This window comes from Ancylobacter sp. VNQ12 (genome assembly GCF_049445835.1).
In the GTDB taxonomy this organism is placed as follows: Bacteria; Pseudomonadota; Alphaproteobacteria; order Rhizobiales; family Xanthobacteraceae; genus Ancylobacter.
Genome location: NZ_JBMSDU010000013.1, coordinates 1 through 19,176, shown reverse-complemented (window position 1 = coordinate 19,176; position 19,176 = coordinate 1). Strand labels below are relative to the sequence as shown.

The window sequence follows — 19,176 nt, the reverse complement described above, 5'->3', positions numbered from 1 at the left end:
GTCGGAGAAGTGTAGCCACGCCGTCCGACGATCGAAACCCGTAACCATGAGGATCGCGCCGTGACGAGTGGCTTGTGCGGCGACGCTACGCGCTAAGCCATTGGAGTCAAAGGGAGAGGTCGGCCGGGACGGGTTTGAGCCGGTGCGGTCGAGAGAGAGCGCCGGTCGGCTCGCCCCGTTCCCGCTCTCCCGAGGTTCCCTCCATGAACGACCTTTCCGTCACCGCGGCCCTCGCGGCCGCGCCGTTTCCGCTTGTTGCCACCGACACCGGGTCCGCTATCGCCGCGGCCGCCGGCCATCTTCTTCCCCCTCTCGACCGAGGTCAGCGCATCGACGCTGCGATGCTGCGCGCGGCCATGAAGGACGCCTTCGGCGCCTCCGATGCGTCTGGCGCCTGGGATTGGAAGACCGCCTACGACGCCGGCGAGGCGGCGACGGTGCTGTTTCTCCGCAAATACGGAAAGGCGCTTTTGCGCAAAGCCGGTTCTCCGGCGGCCGCACTGCCGATGCTGGCGAGGATCGCCAGCCTTCTCCCTACCCACACTCGGCGCTCCGAGGAGAGCGAGACGTTTCAGCAGTTCTCGACACCGATTCCGCTCGGGTTCGCTGCCGCGACCGCGGCGTCGATCACGCCGGCCGACCGCGTGCTGGAGCCCTCGGCCGGCACCGGCCTGCTCGCCATTCTCGCCGAGCTCTCCGGCGCGTCGCTGGTCTTGAACGAACTGGCGGAGACTCGCGCCGGTCTTCTCGCCCACCTCTTCCCGACCGTTCCCGTCACCCGCTTCGACGCCGCCCAGATCAACGATCATCTCGATGCCGGGATCGTGCCGAGCATCGTTCTGATGAACCCGCCGTTCTCGGTGATGGCGAACGTCTCCGGCCGCATGGCCGACGCCGCCTATCGCCATATCGCCTCCGCACTGGCGCGCCTGGCTGACGGCGGACGTCTCGTGGCGATTACCGGTACGAGCTTCGCGCCCGACGCGCCGGCGTGGCGTGAAGCCTTCGTCCGGCTTCAGGAGCATGGCCGCGTCGTGTTCTCGGCCGCAGTCGATGGCTCGGTCTACGCAAAGCATGGCACGACGATCGACACGCGGCTGACTGTCATCGACAAGTCGCCGGCCGACGATCCCACAGTCGTCGCCACCTCGCGCGGCACCGCGCCGGACGCCGCCACGCTGCTCGGTTGGGTAATCCGCGATATGCCAGCGCGCTTGCCGGTCACCGCATCCATGGCGGCCCAGGCCACGCTGCGTCCCGCAGTTCCCCGCACCGTGCGCGGCTACCTCGCCCGATCGCGTTCGTCGGCGCCCAAGACCACCGTTCTGGGCGAACCCGAAGGCGTCGATCTCGCCTATGAGGCCATCGACTGGCAGCCGGCCGAGGGTTCCCGGCTCACGGATGCGATTTATGAAGAATACGGATTGCAGTCGATCCGTATTCCCGGCTCTCAGGCCCACCCGACGAAGCTCGTGCAGTCCGCTGCGATGGCCTCGGTCGCGCCGCCCAAGCCGAGCTACCGGCCGCGCTTGCCGGCACGCCTTCTCGTGGAGGGCCTGCTGTCCGACGCCCAGCTCGAGACGGTGATCTATGCCGGCGAGGCCCATGGCGATTATCTCGCCGGATCGTGGACGGTGGACGAGACCTTCGACGTCATCTCCGCCGCGCGCGAGGATGCCCCGAACGCCGTCCGCTTCCGGCGCGGCTTCATGCTCGGCGACGGCACTGGCGCCGGCAAAGGCCGTCAGAGCGCCGGCATCATCCTCGACAACTGGATGCAGGGTCGCCGCAAGGCCGTCTGGATCTCGAAGTCCGACAAGCTGATCGAGGACGCGCAACGCGACTGGTCGGCGCTCGGCATGGAGCGGCTGCTGGTGACGCCGCTCTCGCGCTTCCGCCAGGGAACGCCGATCCGGCTGCCGGAAGGCGTCCTATTCACCACCTATGCCACGCTACGCTCCGACGAGCGTGGCGAGAAGGTTTCGCGCGTCCGTCAGATCGTCGATTGGTTGGGCTCCGATTTCGATGGAGTGATCATTTTCGACGAGAGCCACGCCATGCAGAACGCCGCGGGCGGCAAGGGTGAACGCGGTGACCAGGCCGCATCGCAGCAAGGACGTGCAGGCTTACGCCTTCAACACGCGCTGCCGAACGCGCGCGTGGTCTACGTATCCGCTACCGGCGCGACCACGGTCCACAATCTGGCCTATGCGCAGCGGCTCGGTCTCTGGGGCGGCGAGGATTTTCCATTCTCGACCAGGTCCGAGTTCGTGGAGGCGATCGAGGCCGGCGGCGTGGCGGCCATGGAAGTGCTCGCGCGCGACCTGCGAGCGCTGGGGCTCTACACGGCCCGCTCGCTCTCCTACGATGGCGTCGAATACGAGCTGGTCGAGCACCAGCTCACGCCCGAGCAGACGCGCATCTATGACGCCTATGCCGGGGCGTTCTCCATCATCCACAACAACCTGTCGGCGGCGATGGAGGCCGCCAATATCACGGGCGACAAGGGCACGCTTAATGCGCAAGCCAAATCCGCGGCTCGATCGGCCTTCGAATCCGCCAAGCAGCGCTTCTTCGGTCATCTCCTGACCAGCATGAAGACGCCGACCCTGATCCGCTCCATCGAGCGCGATCTGGCGGAGAGCCATGCCGCCGTCATCCAGATCGTTTCGACGGGCGAAGCGCTGATGGAGCGCCGCCTGGCTGAGATTCCGACCGACGAGTGGAACGACGTCCGTGTCGACATCACCCCGAGGGAATATGTGCTCGACTATCTCGCCCATTCCTTCCCGGTGCAGCTCTACGAGCCGTTCACGGATTCCGAAGGCAACCTGTCGTCACGCCCGGTCTATCGCGACGGCCAGCCCGTCGAGAGCCGCGAAGCCGTCGCTCGCCGCGATCGGCTGATCGAGCACCTGGCGTCGTTGGCGCCGGTTCCTGGCGCGCTCGACCAGATCGTTCAGCGCTTCGGTACAGACATCGTCGCCGAGGTCACCGGCCGTTCGCGCCGTATCGTGCGCAAAGGCGACCGGCTTGTGGTCGAGCGCCGCGCCGGATCGGCCAATCTCGCCGAGACCGCCGCCTTCATGGACGACGTGAAGCGGATCCTCGTCTTCTCCGACGCGGGCGGCACAGGTCGCAGCTACCACGCCGAGCTGTCCGCCCGAAATCGGCGGCTGCGCGTCCACTATTTGTTGGAGCCGGGTTGGAAGGCCGACGCCGCCATTCAGGGCCTCGGCCGCACCAATCGCACTAACCAGGCGCAGCCGCCGCTCTTTCGCCCCATCGCGACCGACGTGAAGGCCGAGAAGCGCTTCCTCTCCACGATCGCCCGGCGTCTCGACACTTTGGGCGCGATCACGCGGGGCCAACGCCAGACCGGCGGCCAGGGCCTGTTCCGCCCCGAGGACAATTTGGAGAGCCACTATGCCCGCGATGCGCTGCGTCAGCTCTACCTGCTGCTGGTGCGCGGCAAGGTCGAAGGCTGCACGCTCCAGATGTTCGAAGACGCGACTGGCCTTTCGCTGATGGACTCAAACGGCATCAAGGACGAGCTGCCACCGATCACGACGTTCCTCAACCGCCTGCTCGCCCTGACGATCGAACTCCAGTGCATCCTCTTCACGGCGTTCGAGCAGCTCCTCAACGCCAAGATCGAGGGCGCCATCGCCAGCGGCACCTACGACGTCGGACTGGAAACGCTGAGGGCGGAGAGCTTCGTCGTCACCGACCGGCGCACCATTCACGTCCATCCGGGTACGGGTGCGGAAACCCGCCTGCTGACGATCACGCAGCGGGAGCGCAACCGGCCGGTCACGCTCGACGAGGCGATGGACCTGCTGTCCGATCGTCGGGCGATGCTGCTGGTCAACGATCGCTCCGGCCGCGCCGCCGTTCAGGTGCCGGCGCCGTCGCTCATGTTGGATGACGGCGAGATCGAGCGCCGCGTCCGGCTGATCCGGCCGATGGAGCAGCATCACGCCTCGCTGACCATGATGGCGGAAAGCCACTGGGTCGAAGCCGACCGCGCGGCCTTCGCATCGGCGTGGACCGGCGAGGTCGCCGGCGTACCGGCTTTCTCCGACAGCGCGATCCATGTCGTCGCCGGCCTGCTGCTGCCGATCTGGAAACGCCTGCCGAACGAGTCGACGCGCGTCTACCGGCTGCAGACCGACGACGGCGAGCGCATCATCGGACGCAAGGTTTCGCCCGCCTGGGTCGCGGGCGCGCTGGCAACAGGGACCAGCACGCTGGCGCCAGATAACGCCTTCGCGGCCCTGATCGACGGCAAGACCATCCTCGACCTCGCCGAGGGCCTCCAACTCCGCCGCGTCCGCGTCATGGGCGCCAACCGCATCGAGCTCTCCGGCTTCACCGACACGATGCGCGAGCGCCTCAGCACTTACGGCCTTTTCCATGAGATCATCTCCTGGAAGCTCCGCATGTTCGTGCCGACGGACGCGAGCGGTTTGACCGTGCTTTCGAAGGTCATGGAGCGCTATCCCGTCCAACGAATCGCCGAGCCGGAGGCTGCGTAGCATGGCCCGTCATGACGCATCCCAACTGGCACAACGTCTTGGACGACAGGCCGAGGCTGTGTGCCGGCACTATCTCTCGGCCGGATATCGCGAGGGCCGCTACTGGCTGGTCGGCGACGTTCGCAACACACCGGGCCGCTCGATGTTTGTCCGCCTGAAGGGAGCCGATTCCGGCAGGGGTGCGGCGGGTAAATGGACCGACGCGGCCACAGGCGAACACGGCGATCTCCTCGATGTCATCCGCGAAAGCTGCGGGCTGATCGACTTCAAGGACGTCGCCGAGGAGGCCAGAACCTTCCTGAGCCTGCCCCATCCGGAGCCAGACCCGGACCACCAACGACGCCCGGCATCGGCGCCCGCCGGGTCTCCGGAGGCCGCACGACGGCTCTTCGCAATGTCGCGGCCGGTTACGGGCACAGTCGTAGAGTCGTATCTACGGAAACGCGGCATCACGGCTTTGCACGGAACTGGATCGCTCCGCTTTCATCCACGCTGCTACTACCGGCCGGACGAACATTCGCCGACCGAGACATGGCCGGCGATGATCGCGTCCGTCACCGATCTCGACGGCCGGATCACGGGCGTACATCGCACCTGGCTCAGCCCCGAAGGGAACGGCAAGGCGCCAATCGACACACCGCGGCGGGCAATGGGCGATCTCCTCGGTCATGCGGTCCGGTTCGGCACGGCGCACGATGTGATCGCGGCCGGCGAAGGCATCGAGACGATCCTGTCACTCCGCATGGCCCTACCAGGCCTGCCAATGGCGGCTGCGCTCTCGGCCGCACACCTTGCCGCCATCCTGTTCCGCGCGCCACTTCGCAGGCTCTACATCGCTCGCGACGATGATCCGGCCGGAGATGGCGCACGCGATAGCCTGGTCGAACGGACGCAGACGGCCGGCATCGAGGCGATTGTGCTGTCGCCGACGCTTGGGGACTTCAACGAGGATCTCCGCACCCTCGGCATCGGCGCGCTGCGGGCAGCGATCCGCCAGCAGCTCGCCCCGGAGGACGTCGCCCGTTTTCTCACCTTGGCGGCATAGCCGGAAGGGGCAAGCGCGCGGCAGCGGCGCCCGTCATCGGTCTCGCACGAGGCTGCATCCCGTTGCGCCGGAGAGGACCGCGACCCGGCCTTCGAGAGGGCGATCGGCCGTCAAGCGGCCCGGACCGGCAATGGCTGCGCCCGGCTATTTTCCGGCGCGCTCCAGAGGAGCGCTTTCCATCGCGAAACAAAATAGCCGGCCTTCGCCATCCGGCGCGATGCTTGGCCCTGCGCTGACGCTCCGGGTGCAGGTCCGGCCCGCCCGACGGCTTTCGTCGCCAGAAGGCCGCGAGGGTCGCGGTCGAACCGACGAAGGAGCATCCCATGGCGAACGAACACGACGACGGCTTCGAACCGCACCACGCCTCATCCCCCACCGACCATGTCCTGACCGAACTCCAGCTCTACGGCTTTCATCCCTTTCAGGACGAACCCGATCCGAGGCCACTTCCCGAAGGCCAAGCCGTCGCCGGGGCCATCGCCGACATCTTCGACGCCCTGATCGCCACCCTCGAGGACACCCGCCTCGAACCCGACCTCGATGACCTCCTCTGGTCGACCGTCAACCTCTTCCATCGCGCCACCGACCGGATCGAACGCGAACTCGACGACAATGAGCAGGCGCAGCGCCGCGGCCAGCGCGAACAGGACGGCTCGGAGGTGAAGTCGGTAGAACTCGAACGTCTCACCGCCGAAGGGCAGACCATGATCGAGCGCCGCAACGCCTTCGAGCTGATGCGCGATCAGGCCGCAGAACACTTCGAGCGCCACACCGGATCATCCTGGCGGCCACGCAGCGGATCGATGGTCAATCACCGCGCCATGACTTCAGCGATGATCGACAGCCGCGATTTCCTCGCCGCCAAACGCCGAGCCGAGAGCCAGGTGCTGATCCCGGCGGGTCCGAAGATCGCCGTCACCGGCGGGCTCGACTTCAACGATCACCGGCTTATCTGGGCCAAGCTCGATCAGGTCCACGCCAAGCATCCCGACATGGTGCTGTTGCACGGCGGATCGCCGAAAGGCGCCGAACGCATCGCCGCTCGCTGGGCCGACCACCGCAAGGTTCCGCAGATCGCGTTCAAGCCCGACTGGACGAAGCACGCCAAAGCCGCGCCGTTCAAACGCAACGATCAGATGCTCGCCGTCCTGCCGATCGGCGTGATGGTGTTCCCCGGCACCGGCATCCAGGACAATCTCGCCGACAAGGCGCGCAAGTTCGGCATCCCGGTCTGGAAGTTCGGCAGTGGCGGCGCGTGAGCGCCGCCAGCCTCACCTGCAAATATTCGACAACGGGAACGCAGCCCACAACTGTTTGCGAATTTTCGTGCAGGGCTGCGAATTGCCCTCGCTAAAGTCCTAATTGCACGGCGTCGCCAATATCAGGTGTGCGAAGTCCCGACATAGTCGGGAATTCATTGCGACAAGATATTGTTGCAGAAAGGGAAGGCTATTATCCAGCGCAGCATGAGAGTTTCGCCACATCCTTGGCAAATCCTTGGGCAGCGAGTTTCAGCCCCTCCACGGTAGTGAGATAGGGGAAAATCATCTCGCCGAGAGCCTTCGCCGTCATGCCGTGCTTTAGCGCCAGCGCCAGAGTCTGGATGCTGTCTGCGCCCTCAGGAGCGAGAATCTGGCCGCCGAGGAGCCGGTCGCTCTTTGCGTCCGCCACCAGCTTGATGAGCCCACGCGTATCGCGGGCCGCGAGCGCGCGCGGCACCTGGTCGAGCGACACCACCGACGTCTTAACGCCGACTCCGCGCTCGATTGCCTGCGCCTCGCTGAAACCGACGCCGGCTACTTGCGGATCGGTGAAGACTACCCAGGGCATGGCGGTGTTGTCATAGACGAGGCTGTCGCCGTTCAGCGCATTGCGCGCCGCGAGCTTGGCACCGTAAGCCGCCATATAGACGAACTGATCGCGCCCTATCACATCGCCGGCGGCATAGACGCCAGATTTCGAGGTGCGCATCCGGTCATCGACGACGATCCCACCATTGGGCGCTAGCCTTATGCCGGCCTCCTCCAGGCCAAGATCCGCGGTGTTGGGCATGCGTCCGGTCGTCACCAGAACCTGCTCGGCGGTGAGCATTTCGGCGCGACCATCCACATCAATGGTCAGCGTGATTTCACCGTCTTGCTGCTCGATCCTGGAATAGGTCAGTCCAATACGAACCGTGATGCCTTCGTCGGCCAGATAGCGAGCAAGTGCTTGCGCTATTTCCGGTTCCGCCTCCGGTAACAGGCGCGAACGCGTGACCATGGTCACGGCGGTCCCGGTGCGGGCGAACATCTGGGCCAACTCGCAGCCAATATAACCGCCCCCGATGACCAGAAGCGAGCGCGGCTGTTCGGCGAGTTCCAGCGCCGTGGTGCTGGTGAGGAAGGGAACATTCTCAATGCCGGGGATGCTCGGCATGGCCGGTGACGCGCCGGTGGCGACGATGATCTTGCCGGCAGCGACTGGGCTGTCGTTCACAAGCACACCAGCGCCATTCAGCCTTGCTGCCCCCTCCAGATAGGCGATGCCGTTATATTCGGGCAGCAGATCGACATATTTCTTCTGCCGGAGTGTTTTGACGAGATCGTCCTTGGCCGCGATCAGAGCTCGCCAGTCAGCGACATGGGCCTCACCGGCGAGGCCAGCGAACCGGCTTGCCGCGCCTGCGCCATGCAGAGCTTCGGCGGCGCGGATCATGGTTTTGGACGGCACACACCCGACATTGACGCAGGTGCCACCGATGAGCCCATGTCCGATGAGAGCCACATTCGCACCTTGCTCGGCGGCCGTGATCGCAGCGGAGAAACCCGCCGATCCCGCGCCGATGACGGCGAGATCATAGCCACTCTTCCGGCTTCCGTCCGTGCTGCAGCAATCGGCCATGTCAGGCCCTTCCTTTGTTCGATTGTGTTTCAGAGGCGCAGCACGCCGCCGCCCGCTGCCGCCGCCAGAGCCCATAGGCAGTGATCGCGAGAAAGAGGACGAGCGCTGGAATGAGCACATAGTCGACCCACCCGAGCCAAGCCGACAGGCCAAGAGCGCCGAGCGCGATGACCAGGATCGGTGTTGCGCAGCAGATCGCCGCGATGACCGATCCGATGATTCCGGTTTTCAGGATGGTCGTGTCTTTCATGCCAACCTCCCGACAGCGCAGCCCGCCCGCGTGAGCACCGGCTCGAACAGCGCCCGTCCGACCTGCATCGCCTCGTCCGGCGTGAGGCGGTACCCTTCCGAGCCGGATCGGTTCGTTCTCCACCAGTCTTCGAGGTGCGCCTCGGAGCAGAAGAAGGCGATTACGGTGCAAAGAGAGGTCGCCGCGCAAGCTCCCTCATATTGGTTGCCAGACCACACGACTGTCGATCCTGGCTCCACGGAATCCAGCGCGATTCCACGGTCCTTTGTGGCGATCCGGATAGGACCGCCGCACGCGCGGCAGCGAGACTCGATCACCACGTCGGCGTCGAACATGGCCCCCGTGCCGAGCGCATCGATGGCGCACATGGCGTGCGTAACTTTGCCGCCAAACCCGACGCGGTGTTCGGTTGATCGGGTGGTCAACGGATAGGCGCCAAGGATGGCGTTGCTGCCGCCATCGCGGACCACGAGATCGCGCGCCGCCAGCCGGTCTAGGAGCGCCGCCACACGGCCCTCGTCAAGCCCAGTCAGAGCCGCGATCCACTCGGCGTCCGGCGCGCCATCCAACTCCGCCAGACCTTCGATGACCGCCTGTCGCACGCGATCTTCCTCGTCGTCGTAGCCGCTCCAGTTCTTGGCTGGATCGATGGCGGAGAGAATCGCGACCAGCGCATCCGCCGCGGTTGGCGAGGTCACCGCCGCCCAGTCGGGAAAGGCTACGCCGGGACGCAGTTCGAAGCTCGGCAATTCGCTCACTTCAGCTTCCCTGCTGTACCGCCGCCGGATATCCCGCGTTCGTCGAGGCCGCCGCGATCGCTTCCGGCGTCGCGATCGAGGGATCAAAGACGACGGTCGCCGTCTTGGCGTCGAAGTCGATCCGAACCGATCGCACGCCGCTGACGCGCTCCATTGCTGATTTGACCGTCACCGGACACAGTGCGCAGGTCATGTTCTCGATGGTGAAGCTCATCGTCCGGAGAGCCGCGACCTGGGTTGCCGCCGTTTGCGCGGCAAGTGGCGAGACGGCGACCATGGATAATATGCCGCCGGCGCCCAGAGCGAGCACGCTCGCGCCGATGATGAGGGATCGTTTCATGTCAACTTCTCCTAATAAAACAGCGGCGCCCACCAGTTGATCGTCAAGGCCAGGACGACAAGCACGGTCGCCAGCCAGAGAGCGGTCTTGGTGATGACGGAGGATTCCGGCCGGGCGCAGTAGGATCCCTCCACGCAAGCGGGTTTCGGCTTGAAATAGACCTGCCGAAAACCAAGCCCGATGAAAACCAGCGCTACCACTGCAAAATAGGGCTTGTAGGGTTCGAGCGCCGTGAGGTTGCCGATCCAGGCCCCGGAAATGCCGAGCGTCAAAAGCACGAGCGGTGCAATGCAGCAGGTCGAGGCGAGGATCGCGCCAATCACGCCGCCGACCGCGAACCAGGTCTTCCTCCGGTCCTCGGTTTTCTGGGGCGCGCTCAGCGGTGCCGCTTCGATATTCGTATTGCTCATGCGACTCGACCCTCGATTTTCATTTGATTGCAGCCTAGGGTCTGTAGCAACTACAGGCTCAAGAGGCTTTTCGAACGATGAGCGATCACGTTTCAGGGAGAGGGTTGCAGCGGGCCAAACTCGCCCGGCGCACGGGCTGCAATCTCGAAACCATCCGCTATTACGAGAAGATCGGCATGATGCCCGATCCGCCGCGCACCGCGTCAGGGTACCGCGTCTATGACGAGGGCCACGTCTCCCGCCTGCGCTTCATTCTACGCGCCCGTGAGCTCGGCTTCGCCATCGAGCAAATCCGCGGCTTGCTCGAACTTGTCGATGGCGGCACTCAGACCTGTGCCGAGGTGAAGGAGCGGACCGAGCGACACCTCATGGACGTGCGAGCGAAGATCGCCGACCTCAAGCGGATCGAAAAGGTGCTGGCGGCGACCGCCTCGCGATGCTCCGGCGAGGATGTTCCGGAGTGCCCGGTTCTGGACGCGCTGGCATCATGACGGCGGCACTCACGATTTAGCCAGCCTAAGCGTAAGCTTCACACGCAGCAGTCCACTTCCCTCTCCGGGTCTGTCCGAACGAGGCACCACCCCGCTCGCAATGCGCTGATCCTTGGTCCAATCGATGGCCTGACGCCATCAACCCGTGAAGGGTCGGCTACGCGAGCGTGCGGCCTTGAGGCTTCGCCTCCGCGGTGATTGCGGCCCTCGGCCGGACACATCGGGCGCCTGTCGCGCGGGGGATGGTCCCCCGCCTCCAGACAGGAGTCGGAACAATGTCCCTCAACGACGCTCACGCCTTCGCCTTCAGCCTCGCCACCACGCTCATGGTCGCGATCGTCATCTTCAAAGCAGGCGACGGCACGATGAGTGTCATGCCTGCCTCCGAATACGACGGAGACGCCTCGGCGATCATCCGCGAAGTCGATCCATTCGCCCCTTGAGGGCGACGGTCCGCTCGGCCGAGCGGAAATCCGAACGGATTTCCGCTGCCGCCATCACTCAACTTCGGCTATACTGACATCTGCGCCGTGGTGGTGGTGGAAGGCGCGACCGTAGACCTTCATCTCACGGAGCACACCACCATGGTACTCGGCATTCTCTTGAGCATCACAGCAATTGGCGTCGTCTGCTGGCTGCTCTTCACCCTCGCTATCTACGCGCTGCCCTTGTTCGCGGGCATCACCGTCGGCACGTGGGCCTATGGCACTGGGGCGGGCTGGCCCGGCAGCATCGTCGTCGGGCTCCTCGCCGCCGGGCTGATGCTCGGCATCGGCCAGTTCCTCTTCGCCCTGGTGCGTCCGGTCTGGCTCCGGCTGACCATCGGACTTGTCTTCGCGGCACCGGCGGCCATCGCCGGCTACCATGCCGTTCACGGTATCGCGAAGCATGCCATGCCTTCGGAGACCTGGCAGTTCATCTTCTCCGTGATCGGCGCCATCGCTATCGGCGCGACGGCCTGGATTCGGATCGCGGGCGCCGAGCCCGCCCCGATCCGGGCAGAACCTCGCTCGGGGCTGACATCCTCGCAACGTCGCGGCGGACCAGAGGCATATCGAAGCCGTCCTCAGCATCGTGGAACAGGCAGGGGTCAGGCGGCGATGGGCCGTTAGATTCGGGCCGGGAGGCGGCGGCCGGTTGAGCAATCTTGACCAGCGGGCGTCGATGACTCGGCACATTGATGGTGCAGGAGCTTTAGCGTTCTGACCGGAAGCGTGGCGTGGGAACCGATGCACGCGCTGCGTCGGGACCGGGAGACAAGGACCGCCGGTGATAGTGCCGCGTATTCACCGGGCACCGAGGGGGGCGCCACCGTCTCCGTTGATCGGCTCTGCCCAGTCGAGCGCTCCAAGACGGCCTCTTCGATGGGTGTATCTGGCCGAAGGACGGCTTCGCCTCGATCGCCTATGGCGCAACAGCGCCGTCAAGACTTTCTTCCCCTGCCGGCTACGCCGTCATTCCTCGCGGGACAAGAAAGTCCCTCCTCTGCTGTCTGAAGCCCTGCGGGTGCGCCGTCGATCGCCTCCGGCCGGTCGATCACCATCGAGGCCGCAATGGTGCGGGCTCGAAGGACAGATCAAGGAGACTTCCCATGGCGACCATCGGCACCTTCAAGAAGACCGGCTCGAACGAGTTCACCGGCGAAATCGTCACCCTCAGCGTCCAGACCAAGAACGTCCGCATCGTCCCCGACGCCCGCTCCACCGGCGAGAACGCTCCCAGCCACCGCGTCTTCGTCGGCCGAGCCGAGATCGGCGCCGCCTGGTCCAAGCGCTCCAACGAGGGCCGCGACTATCTCGGCCTGAAGCTGGACGACCCGAGCTTCAACGCCCCGATCTACGCCAACCTTTTCGACGACGAGGATGGCGACGGTTACAGCCTCATCTGGTCCCGGCCCAACCGCCGGAATGGCGACTGAGCCACCACCGATGCCCCGTCCGGATTACCGGGCGGGGCATCACGCCTGTGGGAATCGGGTCCTGCAGGCGGCCGAAAGCTCCCGATCATCCCGGAAAAATGACTCCGGGCCTTTTCTCATGTACGAATCACTAGTTTACTAGGTGGCAGTATATTAGGGGAAACGGCGACCTCTCCGCATGAGATTGCGGGAGCTTGTCGCCAGAAATTTGCGTCGACTGAGACACGCCAAGGGCTTGTCGCAGGAGGAACTTGCCGATCGTGCCGAGATCAATCGCAACTATGTCGGCATGCTTGAGCGGGAACAGCACGCCGCGACGATCGATATGCTGGAAAAGCTGGCGATCGTGCTTGAAATCGATCCGGTCGCGTTTTTTGAACGGGCTGAGCGGCAGGACGCCGACGAAGATTGACAGTGCGGCGCGTAGTGATGTCTGCACTGCATCACGCGATGTCTACGCGTACAGCTTACGACAATTCAAAACTTCGATAAAGTCGACCCGGAATCGAATGGCTGTCGCCGTTGATGTGTCGGGGGACCCATCATGACCGCGCCGGATTTTCTTGACGAACCGCCCGGAGGCGCGTCGCTGACCGACTACGACATCAAACATTTGAAGCTCTACGTTCGCCTGCTCGACGCCGATGCCGAGGGCGCGGACTGGCGCGAGGCGGTTACCATTTTGTTCGGCATTGACCCCCGTGATGATCCCGAGCGCGCTCGGCACATCCATGAATGCCATCTCCTGCGCGCCCGATGGATGACCGAACACGGTTACCGCGACCTGCTTCGGCGCGGCCATCACTGAACGGGTCCGCGATGCGCCGCAGCGATCACGCGGCGCTTTTTCCGGGTCTTCCCTGATCCAGCTCAACCGGGAATCGTATCCGGCCCGGAGACATGAACCATGTGAGCCAGGAGGTAATCGATGGCGCCGGACCCATCGCAGTGGCGAGTTTCGACCAGTTACGACTATTTCGACGATCTCGGCATTTCCGACCTGGCGTGGGAATGCTTGCGCCGAAATGTCGATTACCAGCGCGACTATGCAAAAGCGTTGAAAGAGATGGATGACCCTAAGCAGGCGACCACGTCGTTCCGCCTGCGCTGGGGGTTGCAATTTCCCTGCCCACCCAAGCCACAGCGCCATCGAGGAGCCGGTTCACTGGACGACGGAGGCCGACCTTGGAAAGGTTCTGCTGATCGCGTCGCCATCCCTTGGCTCGGCCGGCGCACCACTGCCCGCACTTGATCCGAGCGCAACGCACCGCAGCGCGCACGAACTCCACGCAATCCACGGAGACGGCGCCGACGCAGTCCACGTCGTGCTGCTCGGCGGCATCGAACCCGACCAGCCGCTGGCCGCGGTCGTCCCGCTGGACACTGATGCACCAGATCGGATCGAGGCCATCTCGCGCCTCTGGGGCGGGCTCCAAGCGCCGCCTCCGCCCGCCGATCTGCGCGTGACGCTTCAGCGCCGGCAGCGCCTCCGTCACATGCTGCGGGCCTTTGACGGCCGCGCCTGCCGTGCGACCTACCGGGAGATTGCGGAGGTGATGTTCGGCGTGTCCCGCGTCGCCTCCGACTCCTGGAAAACATCAGCGCTTCGCGATTCCACCATTCGGCTCGTGCGCGATGGCCTCGCCATGGTCGATGGCGGCTATCGTGATCTGCTGCGTCGACGCCGACGGCGCTGACGGCGTCCCATTGCAGGGGGTGCGAAATAGCCCCCTCTATCTTCACCATCCCCCCAGACAGCAGCTCTTCGCCACCGTGGCCTTCGCCCGCCGCTGATCGCCAGCGGCCTCAACGAACGCCCCGGAGGCCCGATCATGTCCGCCAACCTCGCCGGTTTGCCGCCGCGCTTTCTACGCACCCCTGAAGCCGCTCGTTTCTTAGGTCTTTCCGGCCGCACGCTGGAAAAACACCGGACCTACGGAACCGGCCCGGCGTATCGCAAGCTCGGCGGCCGTGTCGTCTACGCTATCGACGACCTGCAGGCCTGGGCCGATCGGGGTGCAGTCACATCCACGTCGGATCCGCGCGGCGCCGTCCTTCCCGCTAAGCGTCATGAACCGACGACGCCGGTCCACGCCGGCCGCCACGCGCGCTGAGACGTGCCGGCATGTCGTCCCGCCATCACAGTAGCGAACGCGAGCAGCTCGATCTCTTCCGAGCGCTGCCCGGCGACCTCGCGCCGCGAGATGCGCAGGACCTCATGGCCTATCCGTTCTTCTCGCTCGCCAAGTCGAAGCGCCTGGCGCCGATCGACTTCAAGGCGGGCTCGATCGTCATCCGCGTCGAAGCCGTCCCCGAGCATGGCATGGCGACCATCTGGGACGCGGACGTGCTGATCTGGGCAGCCTCCCAGATCGTCGAAGCGCGCGACGCCGGCCTACGCCCGTCGCGGCTCATGGGCACCACCCCGTATGAGATCCTGAACTTCATCGGCCGCGGCGTGTCGCTGCGCGACTACGACCGCCTCAAGGCCGCGCTCGACCGTCTACAGTCAACCACGGTCGCCACATCGATCCGCCAGCCCACCGAGCGGCGGATGCATCGCTTCTCCTGGATCAACGAGTGGAAGGAGAAAGCCGACAGCCGAGGACGGCCCCTTGGCCTCGAGCTGATCGTGCCCGACTGGTTCTACGCCGCGGTCCTCGACGACGCGCTCGTGCTGACGATCGACCGCGCCTACTTCGATCTCACGGGCGGGCTCGAACGCTGGCTCTACCGGCTCGTGCGCAAGCATGGCGGCCGCCAGGAGTTCGGCTGGAGCTTCGATTTCATCCACCTCCACGCCAAGTCCGGCTCGCTCTCGCCGCTCAAGCACTTCGCCTACGACCTGCGCGACATCGTCCGCCGTCAGGCACTGCCCGGTTACCGGCTGACCATCGAGCAGCCGACCAGCGGCCCCGATCGCCTTTCCTTCGCCCCGACCGATCCGGCGCCGTTCGGCGCGCCGCGACGCCGCCGTTCCAACACGCGCCCTGGGGATAAGCTGTGAATTGCCTCGTGCTATCAGGGACCGCCCCTATCGTGCCATCGGGGACCCGATCCTCGTGCTATCGGGGACCGGAATCGACGATTCCGCGTATCGAATCAAAAGCTTGCGGCACCCGTAACTTCTCTAACCAGAATTCCTACGGAATTCTTCTAACGGGTGCCGCGTTTTGCCCGCCTGCGGATAACCGCCGGCCAGCGGCCGGGAGCGCGTCATGATCGTCGCGCTCCTCAACCAGAAGGGTGGTGTCGGCAAGACGACGCTCGCGCTGCACCTCGCCGGCGAATGGGCGCGACGCGGCCAGCGCGTCACCGTGATCGACGCGGACCCGCAAGGCTCTGCGCTCGACTGGTCACAGCAACGCGCGCGCGAGTGCCTGCCGCGCCTCTTCGGCGTCGTCGGCCTGGCGCGTGACACGCTCCACCGCGAAGCGCCGGAGCTGGCGCGCGACGCCGATCACATCGTCATCGACGGGCCGCCCCGCGTCGCCGGGCTGATGCGTTCCGCATTGCTCGCCGCCGATCTCGTCCTGATCCCGGTGCAGCCGTCGCCATTCGACGGCTGGGCCTCGGCCGAGATGCTGGCGCTGCTCGGCGAGGCGCGCATCTATCGTCCGCAGCTCGCGGCCCGCTTCGTGCTGAACCGATGCGGCGCACGAACCGTCATCGCTCGCGAAACGGCCGAGACGCTCGCCGATCACGATCCGCCGGTGCTGGCATCCACCATCGGCCAGCGCGTTGCCTTCGCCGATACGGCGCAGTCCGGACGCCTGGTGTCGGAGGTCGACGACGACAGCCCGGCCGCGCGCGAGATCGCCGCGCTGTGCGTCGAGATCGGGAGGCTCGGACTATGACCGGGCCGTCTCAGAAACGCGGCTTCGCAGCCCGGCCCGGCGGTGCTGAACACTGGATCAAATCGTCAGCGGCGCCGCCTGCGCGCGACCCGGGCATCGCCGCGTTCTCGGCGCGATTGACCATCGACGTCACCTCCGAATTGCGCGGGCGCATCAAGATCGCGGCATTCCGGCGCGGCGTCACGGTCGCCGACATGCTGCGCGACCTGCTCGCGCGCGAATTTCCCCCGACCGAAGGAGACCCATCATGACCGGCACCGCGGCCTCGCGCGTGCGCAGCGGCCCGTCGCCGTCCGCGCTCGCGTCCGACCATCTGACTCATGTCGAACTGACCTGGATCGAGAAGAGGATCGAATACTGGATCCGGTTCGGAGACGACGTCCACGAACAGATTCTGGATCGCCGCCGGCGTGTCCTCTCCTACCAGCCGGGCAGCATCTTCGCGTTCGTCCGCTGGGCCTCCAACGACTTCGGCACGATCATCTCGCGCATCGACATCGTGCGCGCCGTCTCGCCGCGCCAACCCTATCAGACGCTGCCGTTCGTGCGCCCTGGCGGCGACATCCTGCTCAAGCTCGAAGGCTGGCCGAAGGTCGAGCACGTACTCCAACTCATCGACGCCATCGAAGCGCGCAACATCGATCCGGCAGCGGTCTCGCCCGATCATTGGCGGCACATCCACAACCGCCTGACGGCAGGCCACGAGCCTCGTGCCTACACGTTCGAGCAGCATCGGGCATTCCTGAAGCGCCGGAGTGCCGAGCCATGACCCGCTTCGGCTACGTCATGACGACGTATTTCGCCGTGATGCTGATCGGCGGCCTGTCGTTCATCCACAATGCGCCGAAGCTGATTTGGAACGCCTCGGCCAGCACGCCGATCGGGCTCTATTCCGTCGACCGATCACCGCGTCTCGAAGTGACTGACCTGGTCGCCGTGGCCGCTCCCGAACCGCTCGCCACGTTCCTGGCCGAGCGCGGCTACCTGCCGCGCGGCGTCCCGCTCATGAAGCGCGTTGCCGGCCTTCCGGGGCAGCAGGTCTGCCGAACCGGCGCTCGCATCACCGTCGATGGCATCGCGATGGGAGAGGCGCTGCGACGTGACCGCCTCGGCCGGGATCTGCCGGTCTGGCAGGGCTGCCGGCGCATCGCGGACGGCGAGATCTTCCTCATGAACTGGTCCGTCCGCGACAGCCTCGACGGCCGCTACTTCGGTCCCATTCCCACCAGCTCGATCATTGGCCGCGCGATGCCGGTGTGGACCGACGAAGACGACAGCGGCCACTTCGAATGGCGTGCCCAAACACGTTGAGGGGCGCGCCGAACCTCTCCCTCACAAGCAGCAGAAGGAACCTTCCCATGCCACAGATCGGTCAGTTCACCCGCACGAAATCCGGCTATTCCGGCCGCGTCCACACGCTCACCCTCGACGCCGCGCTTTCTCTCTTTCCGGCCGAACCTTCAGACGCCGAGAACGCGCCGGACTACCGCGTCCATCTCGGCGACGAAGATGGCCCCGAGGTCGGCGCCGGCTGGAAGCGCACCGGCGAGAAGGCCGGCGAGTACGTCTCGCTGCTCCTCGACGATCCCGTCTTCGCGCAGCCAGTGCGCGCCAATCTGTTCCAATCCGGCGACGATAAGACGACTTGGGGCCTCCACTGGAACCGTCCGCCGAAGCGCGGCGAGCGGGACTGAGGCCATGCGGACGCTTCACTCACCTCACAGGCGCTTCGTGGATTCCGGGCGGACGCATGCCGCCCGGCATCTCGCCATCCTTCTCCTTTCCGGTCTGCTTTTCGGCGCCGGATCGCCCGCCGCCACTCTGGCTCAGAGCGCGGTCGAGCGAACCGAACCTGCCGATCCGATCGCCGCCTATGTTGCCGAGGCCTCGCAGCGCTTCGGCGTTCCGGCGGCCTGGATTCGCGCCGTCATACGCGCCGAAAGCGCGGGCGACGTGCGCGCGATCTCCCGAGCGGGTGCGATGGGGCTCATGCAGATCATGCCCGATACCTGGCCGGCGCTGCGTATCCGCCATCGTCTCGGTAACGACCCCTACGACCCGCGCGACAACATCCTGGCAGGCGCGGCCTACCTGCGCGAAATGCACGACCGTTACGGCTCGCCGGGCTTCCTTGCGGCCTACAACGCCGGTCCCGGCCGCTACGACGAATATCTTGCGGACGGCCGTGCGTTACCGGCAGAAACGCGAGCCTATGTCGCGGCCCTCGCACCTCTTGTCGGCGACGGCGAGATCGCCGGAACCGTCACTGTCGCGACCGCCGATCCACAGGCGTGGACGCGCGCGCCGCTGTTCATCGCGCAAGCCGACGGCACGACCTCTGCTGATCGGGTACAGACCGGGGGCCGTTCTGAAGGCGCTCAGACGGCGGCTACGCTGCGCGAGATTTCCGCGATCACGCCGCAGTCCTCCGGCCTGTTTGTCGTGCGACCAGATGCTGGAGGGCCGCGATGACGGTGCCTCGACCGCATCGCAGTCTGGCGTGCCCCGGCGCATCATGGAGGGCGCCGAGGGGGGAGCGAGGTAACACGACCGCACGATTGCCGCCCGTAATCGGCGGGACGGTTCTGGGTCTTCGAATTCGCTGCCGCCGCCGGCGCCAACGCGTCAAACTCCTGGTGTTTCGCAACGCAGGAGGCGGCTGATGGAATTCTTTTGCGGATTGGAT

General features: G+C 65.6%; 23 protein-coding genes and 1 pseudogene. 19 read left to right on the top strand and 5 right to left on the bottom strand.

Annotated features, from left to right (window positions below; genetic code table 11):
* The first annotated feature begins 203 nt into the window (after nt 1–203).
* The 3 genes from ACO2RV_RS16585 to ACO2RV_RS16575 all read left to right on the top strand — a co-directional run bounded on the left by ACO2RV_RS16585 (nt 204) and on the right by ACO2RV_RS16575 (nt 6,842).
* Complete coding sequence (locus tag ACO2RV_RS16585) at nt 204–4,538, top strand: strawberry notch-like NTP hydrolase domain-containing protein (protein ID WP_393981548.1); 4,335 nt, start codon at nt 204–206, stop codon at nt 4,536–4,538.
* A gap of 1 nt (nt 4,539) precedes the next feature.
* Nucleotides 4,540–5,583, top strand: a complete 1,044-nt coding sequence (locus ACO2RV_RS16580; protein WP_393981546.1) for a DUF7146 domain-containing protein — start codon at nt 4,540–4,542, stop codon at nt 5,581–5,583.
* A 323-nt stretch (nt 5,584–5,906) separates the two neighbouring features.
* Complete coding sequence (locus tag ACO2RV_RS16575) at nt 5,907–6,842, top strand: DUF2493 domain-containing protein (RefSeq protein WP_393981544.1); 936 nt, start codon at nt 5,907–5,909, stop codon at nt 6,840–6,842.
* Between the two features lie 193 nt (nt 6,843–7,035).
* Here the strand turns inward: ACO2RV_RS16575 and merA are convergent, their stop codons facing one another.
* From merA to ACO2RV_RS16550, 5 genes are read right to left on the bottom strand one after another with little or no spacing between them, the layout of a single operon-like run.
* Nucleotides 7,036–8,466: a mercury(II) reductase gene (gene merA / locus ACO2RV_RS16570; RefSeq protein ID WP_393981542.1), complete on the bottom strand. Its 1,431-nt coding sequence runs from the start codon at nt 8,464–8,466 to the stop codon at nt 7,036–7,038.
* Nucleotide 8,467: 1 nt separating this feature from the next.
* Complete coding sequence (gene merF / locus ACO2RV_RS16565; protein ID WP_393981540.1) at nt 8,468–8,716, bottom strand: mercury resistance system transport protein MerF; 249 nt, start codon at nt 8,714–8,716, stop codon at nt 8,468–8,470.
* On the bottom strand, nt 8,713–9,474 hold the full coding sequence (locus ACO2RV_RS16560; RefSeq protein ID WP_393981538.1) for an alkylmercury lyase family protein: 762 nt from the start codon (nt 9,472–9,474) through the stop codon (nt 8,713–8,715). The genes merF and ACO2RV_RS16560 overlap by 4 nt, the downstream gene beginning before the upstream one ends.
* Nucleotide 9,475: 1 nt before the next feature.
* Nucleotides 9,476–9,847: a heavy-metal-associated domain-containing protein gene (locus ACO2RV_RS16555; RefSeq protein ID WP_423294942.1), complete on the bottom strand. Its 372-nt coding sequence runs from the start codon at nt 9,845–9,847 to the stop codon at nt 9,476–9,478.
* Nucleotides 9,826–10,224 carry a mercuric transporter MerT family protein gene (locus ACO2RV_RS16550; RefSeq protein WP_393981534.1) on the bottom strand — a complete coding sequence of 133 codons (399 nt, stop codon included), beginning with the start codon at nt 10,222–10,224 and terminating at the stop codon, nt 9,826–9,828. The genes ACO2RV_RS16555 and ACO2RV_RS16550 overlap by 22 nt, the downstream gene beginning before the upstream one ends.
* Before the next feature lie 77 nt (nt 10,225–10,301).
* Here ACO2RV_RS16550 and ACO2RV_RS16545 point away from each other — a divergent pair, with 77 nt between their 5' ends.
* The 16 genes and pseudogenes from ACO2RV_RS16545 to ACO2RV_RS16470 all read left to right on the top strand — a co-directional run bounded on the left by ACO2RV_RS16545 (nt 10,302) and on the right by ACO2RV_RS16470 (nt 18,962).
* The gene (locus tag ACO2RV_RS16545; protein WP_393981532.1) at nt 10,302–10,715 is read left to right on the top strand and encodes a MerR family transcriptional regulator; all 414 of its coding nucleotides are present in this window, start codon (nt 10,302–10,304) and stop codon (nt 10,713–10,715) included.
* A gap of 275 nt (nt 10,716–10,990) precedes the next feature.
* Nucleotides 10,991–11,158 carry a hypothetical protein gene (locus tag ACO2RV_RS16540; RefSeq protein ID WP_203192657.1) on the top strand — a complete coding sequence of 56 codons (168 nt, stop codon included), beginning with the start codon at nt 10,991–10,993 and terminating at the stop codon, nt 11,156–11,158.
* A 141-nt stretch (nt 11,159–11,299) separates the two neighbouring features.
* Nucleotides 11,300–11,735, top strand: a pseudogene (locus tag ACO2RV_RS16535) (hypothetical protein).
* Nucleotides 11,736–12,306: 571 nt separating this feature from the next.
* Nucleotides 12,307–12,633, top strand: a complete 327-nt coding sequence (locus ACO2RV_RS16530; protein WP_300301142.1) for a DUF736 domain-containing protein — start codon at nt 12,307–12,309, stop codon at nt 12,631–12,633.
* A 178-nt stretch (nt 12,634–12,811) separates the two neighbouring features.
* Entirely contained in the window at nt 12,812–13,045 is a 234-nt protein-coding gene (locus tag ACO2RV_RS16525; RefSeq protein WP_332119582.1) for a helix-turn-helix domain-containing protein, read from the top strand.
* 132 nt (nt 13,046–13,177) lie between these two features.
* Nucleotides 13,178–13,441 carry a DNA -binding domain-containing protein gene (locus ACO2RV_RS16520; protein WP_393981529.1) on the top strand — a complete coding sequence of 88 codons (264 nt, stop codon included), beginning with the start codon at nt 13,178–13,180 and terminating at the stop codon, nt 13,439–13,441.
* 120 nt (nt 13,442–13,561) lie between these two features.
* Nucleotides 13,562–13,885 carry a transcriptional regulator domain-containing protein gene (locus ACO2RV_RS16515; RefSeq protein WP_393981527.1) on the top strand — a complete coding sequence of 108 codons (324 nt, stop codon included), beginning with the start codon at nt 13,562–13,564 and terminating at the stop codon, nt 13,883–13,885.
* A 73-nt stretch (nt 13,886–13,958) separates the two neighbouring features.
* Nucleotides 13,959–14,330: a DUF2285 domain-containing protein gene (locus ACO2RV_RS16510; RefSeq protein ID WP_393981525.1), complete on the top strand. Its 372-nt coding sequence runs from the start codon at nt 13,959–13,961 to the stop codon at nt 14,328–14,330.
* Between the two features lie 135 nt (nt 14,331–14,465).
* Nucleotides 14,466–14,747 (top strand): helix-turn-helix transcriptional regulator, encoded by a 282-nt coding sequence (locus tag ACO2RV_RS16505; protein WP_393981523.1) that lies wholly within the window; start codon nt 14,466–14,468, stop codon nt 14,745–14,747.
* A gap of 11 nt (nt 14,748–14,758) precedes the next feature.
* Nucleotides 14,759–15,640, top strand: a complete 882-nt coding sequence (locus ACO2RV_RS16500) for a replication initiator protein A (protein ID WP_393981521.1) — start codon at nt 14,759–14,761, stop codon at nt 15,638–15,640.
* 211 nt (nt 15,641–15,851) lie between these two features.
* A complete protein-coding gene (parA, locus tag ACO2RV_RS16495; protein ID WP_393981519.1) occupies nt 15,852–16,490 on the top strand; it encodes a ParA family partition ATPase in 639 nt (212 codons plus the stop codon).
* Nucleotides 16,487–16,741, top strand: a complete 255-nt coding sequence (locus tag ACO2RV_RS16490; protein WP_393981517.1) for a hypothetical protein — start codon at nt 16,487–16,489, stop codon at nt 16,739–16,741. Before parA ends, ACO2RV_RS16490 begins: the two co-directional genes overlap by 4 nt.
* On the top strand, nt 16,738–17,259 hold the full coding sequence (locus tag ACO2RV_RS16485; RefSeq protein WP_393981515.1) for a DUF2840 domain-containing protein: 522 nt from the start codon (nt 16,738–16,740) through the stop codon (nt 17,257–17,259). Before ACO2RV_RS16490 ends, ACO2RV_RS16485 begins: the two co-directional genes overlap by 4 nt.
* Complete coding sequence (locus ACO2RV_RS16480) at nt 17,256–17,801, top strand: S26 family signal peptidase (protein ID WP_393981513.1); 546 nt, start codon at nt 17,256–17,258, stop codon at nt 17,799–17,801. The genes ACO2RV_RS16485 and ACO2RV_RS16480 overlap by 4 nt, the downstream gene beginning before the upstream one ends.
* 47 nt (nt 17,802–17,848) lie before the next feature.
* Nucleotides 17,849–18,184: a DUF736 domain-containing protein gene (locus ACO2RV_RS16475; protein ID WP_393981511.1), complete on the top strand. Its 336-nt coding sequence runs from the start codon at nt 17,849–17,851 to the stop codon at nt 18,182–18,184.
* A gap of 4 nt (nt 18,185–18,188) precedes the next feature.
* The gene (locus ACO2RV_RS16470; RefSeq protein WP_423294933.1) at nt 18,189–18,962 is read left to right on the top strand and encodes a lytic transglycosylase domain-containing protein; all 774 of its coding nucleotides are present in this window, start codon (nt 18,189–18,191) and stop codon (nt 18,960–18,962) included.
* The last annotated feature ends 214 nt before the right edge of the window (nt 18,963–19,176 follow it).

What these genes read in the sequence shown, in the direction of transcription:
- ACO2RV_RS16585 (WP_393981548.1), top strand. Translation starts at nt 204, where the DNA reads ATGAACGACCTTTCCGTCACCGCGGCCCTCGCGGCCGCGCCGTTTCCG.
- ACO2RV_RS16580 (WP_393981546.1), top strand. Translation starts at nt 4,540, where the DNA reads ATGGCCCGTCATGACGCATCCCAACTGGCACAACGTCTTGGACGACAG.
- ACO2RV_RS16575 (WP_393981544.1), top strand. Translation starts at nt 5,907, where the DNA reads ATGGCGAACGAACACGACGACGGCTTCGAACCGCACCACGCCTCATCC.
- merA (WP_393981542.1), bottom strand. Translation starts at nt 8,466, where the DNA reads ATGGCCGATTGCTGCAGCACGGACGGAAGCCGGAAGAGTGGCTATGAT.
- merF (WP_393981540.1), bottom strand. Translation starts at nt 8,716, where the DNA reads ATGAAAGACACGACCATCCTGAAAACCGGAATCATCGGATCGGTCATC.
- ACO2RV_RS16550 (WP_393981534.1), bottom strand. Translation starts at nt 10,224, where the DNA reads ATGAGCAATACGAATATCGAAGCGGCACCGCTGAGCGCGCCCCAGAAA.
- ACO2RV_RS16545 (WP_393981532.1), top strand. Translation starts at nt 10,302, where the DNA reads ATGAGCGATCACGTTTCAGGGAGAGGGTTGCAGCGGGCCAAACTCGCC.
- ACO2RV_RS16540 (WP_203192657.1), top strand. Translation starts at nt 10,991, where the DNA reads ATGTCCCTCAACGACGCTCACGCCTTCGCCTTCAGCCTCGCCACCACG.
- ACO2RV_RS16530 (WP_300301142.1), top strand. Translation starts at nt 12,307, where the DNA reads ATGGCGACCATCGGCACCTTCAAGAAGACCGGCTCGAACGAGTTCACC.
- ACO2RV_RS16525 (WP_332119582.1), top strand. Translation starts at nt 12,812, where the DNA reads ATGAGATTGCGGGAGCTTGTCGCCAGAAATTTGCGTCGACTGAGACAC.
- ACO2RV_RS16520 (WP_393981529.1), top strand. Translation starts at nt 13,178, where the DNA reads ATGACCGCGCCGGATTTTCTTGACGAACCGCCCGGAGGCGCGTCGCTG.
- ACO2RV_RS16515 (WP_393981527.1), top strand. Translation starts at nt 13,562, where the DNA reads ATGGCGCCGGACCCATCGCAGTGGCGAGTTTCGACCAGTTACGACTAT.
- ACO2RV_RS16505 (WP_393981523.1), top strand. Translation starts at nt 14,466, where the DNA reads ATGTCCGCCAACCTCGCCGGTTTGCCGCCGCGCTTTCTACGCACCCCT.
- ACO2RV_RS16500 (WP_393981521.1), top strand. Translation starts at nt 14,759, where the DNA reads ATGTCGTCCCGCCATCACAGTAGCGAACGCGAGCAGCTCGATCTCTTC.
- parA (WP_393981519.1), top strand. Translation starts at nt 15,852, where the DNA reads ATGATCGTCGCGCTCCTCAACCAGAAGGGTGGTGTCGGCAAGACGACG.
- ACO2RV_RS16490 (WP_393981517.1), top strand. Translation starts at nt 16,487, where the DNA reads ATGACCGGGCCGTCTCAGAAACGCGGCTTCGCAGCCCGGCCCGGCGGT.
- ACO2RV_RS16485 (WP_393981515.1), top strand. Translation starts at nt 16,738, where the DNA reads ATGACCGGCACCGCGGCCTCGCGCGTGCGCAGCGGCCCGTCGCCGTCC.
- ACO2RV_RS16480 (WP_393981513.1), top strand. Translation starts at nt 17,256, where the DNA reads ATGACCCGCTTCGGCTACGTCATGACGACGTATTTCGCCGTGATGCTG.
- ACO2RV_RS16475 (WP_393981511.1), top strand. Translation starts at nt 17,849, where the DNA reads ATGCCACAGATCGGTCAGTTCACCCGCACGAAATCCGGCTATTCCGGC.
- ACO2RV_RS16470 (WP_423294933.1), top strand. Translation starts at nt 18,189, where the DNA reads ATGCGGACGCTTCACTCACCTCACAGGCGCTTCGTGGATTCCGGGCGG.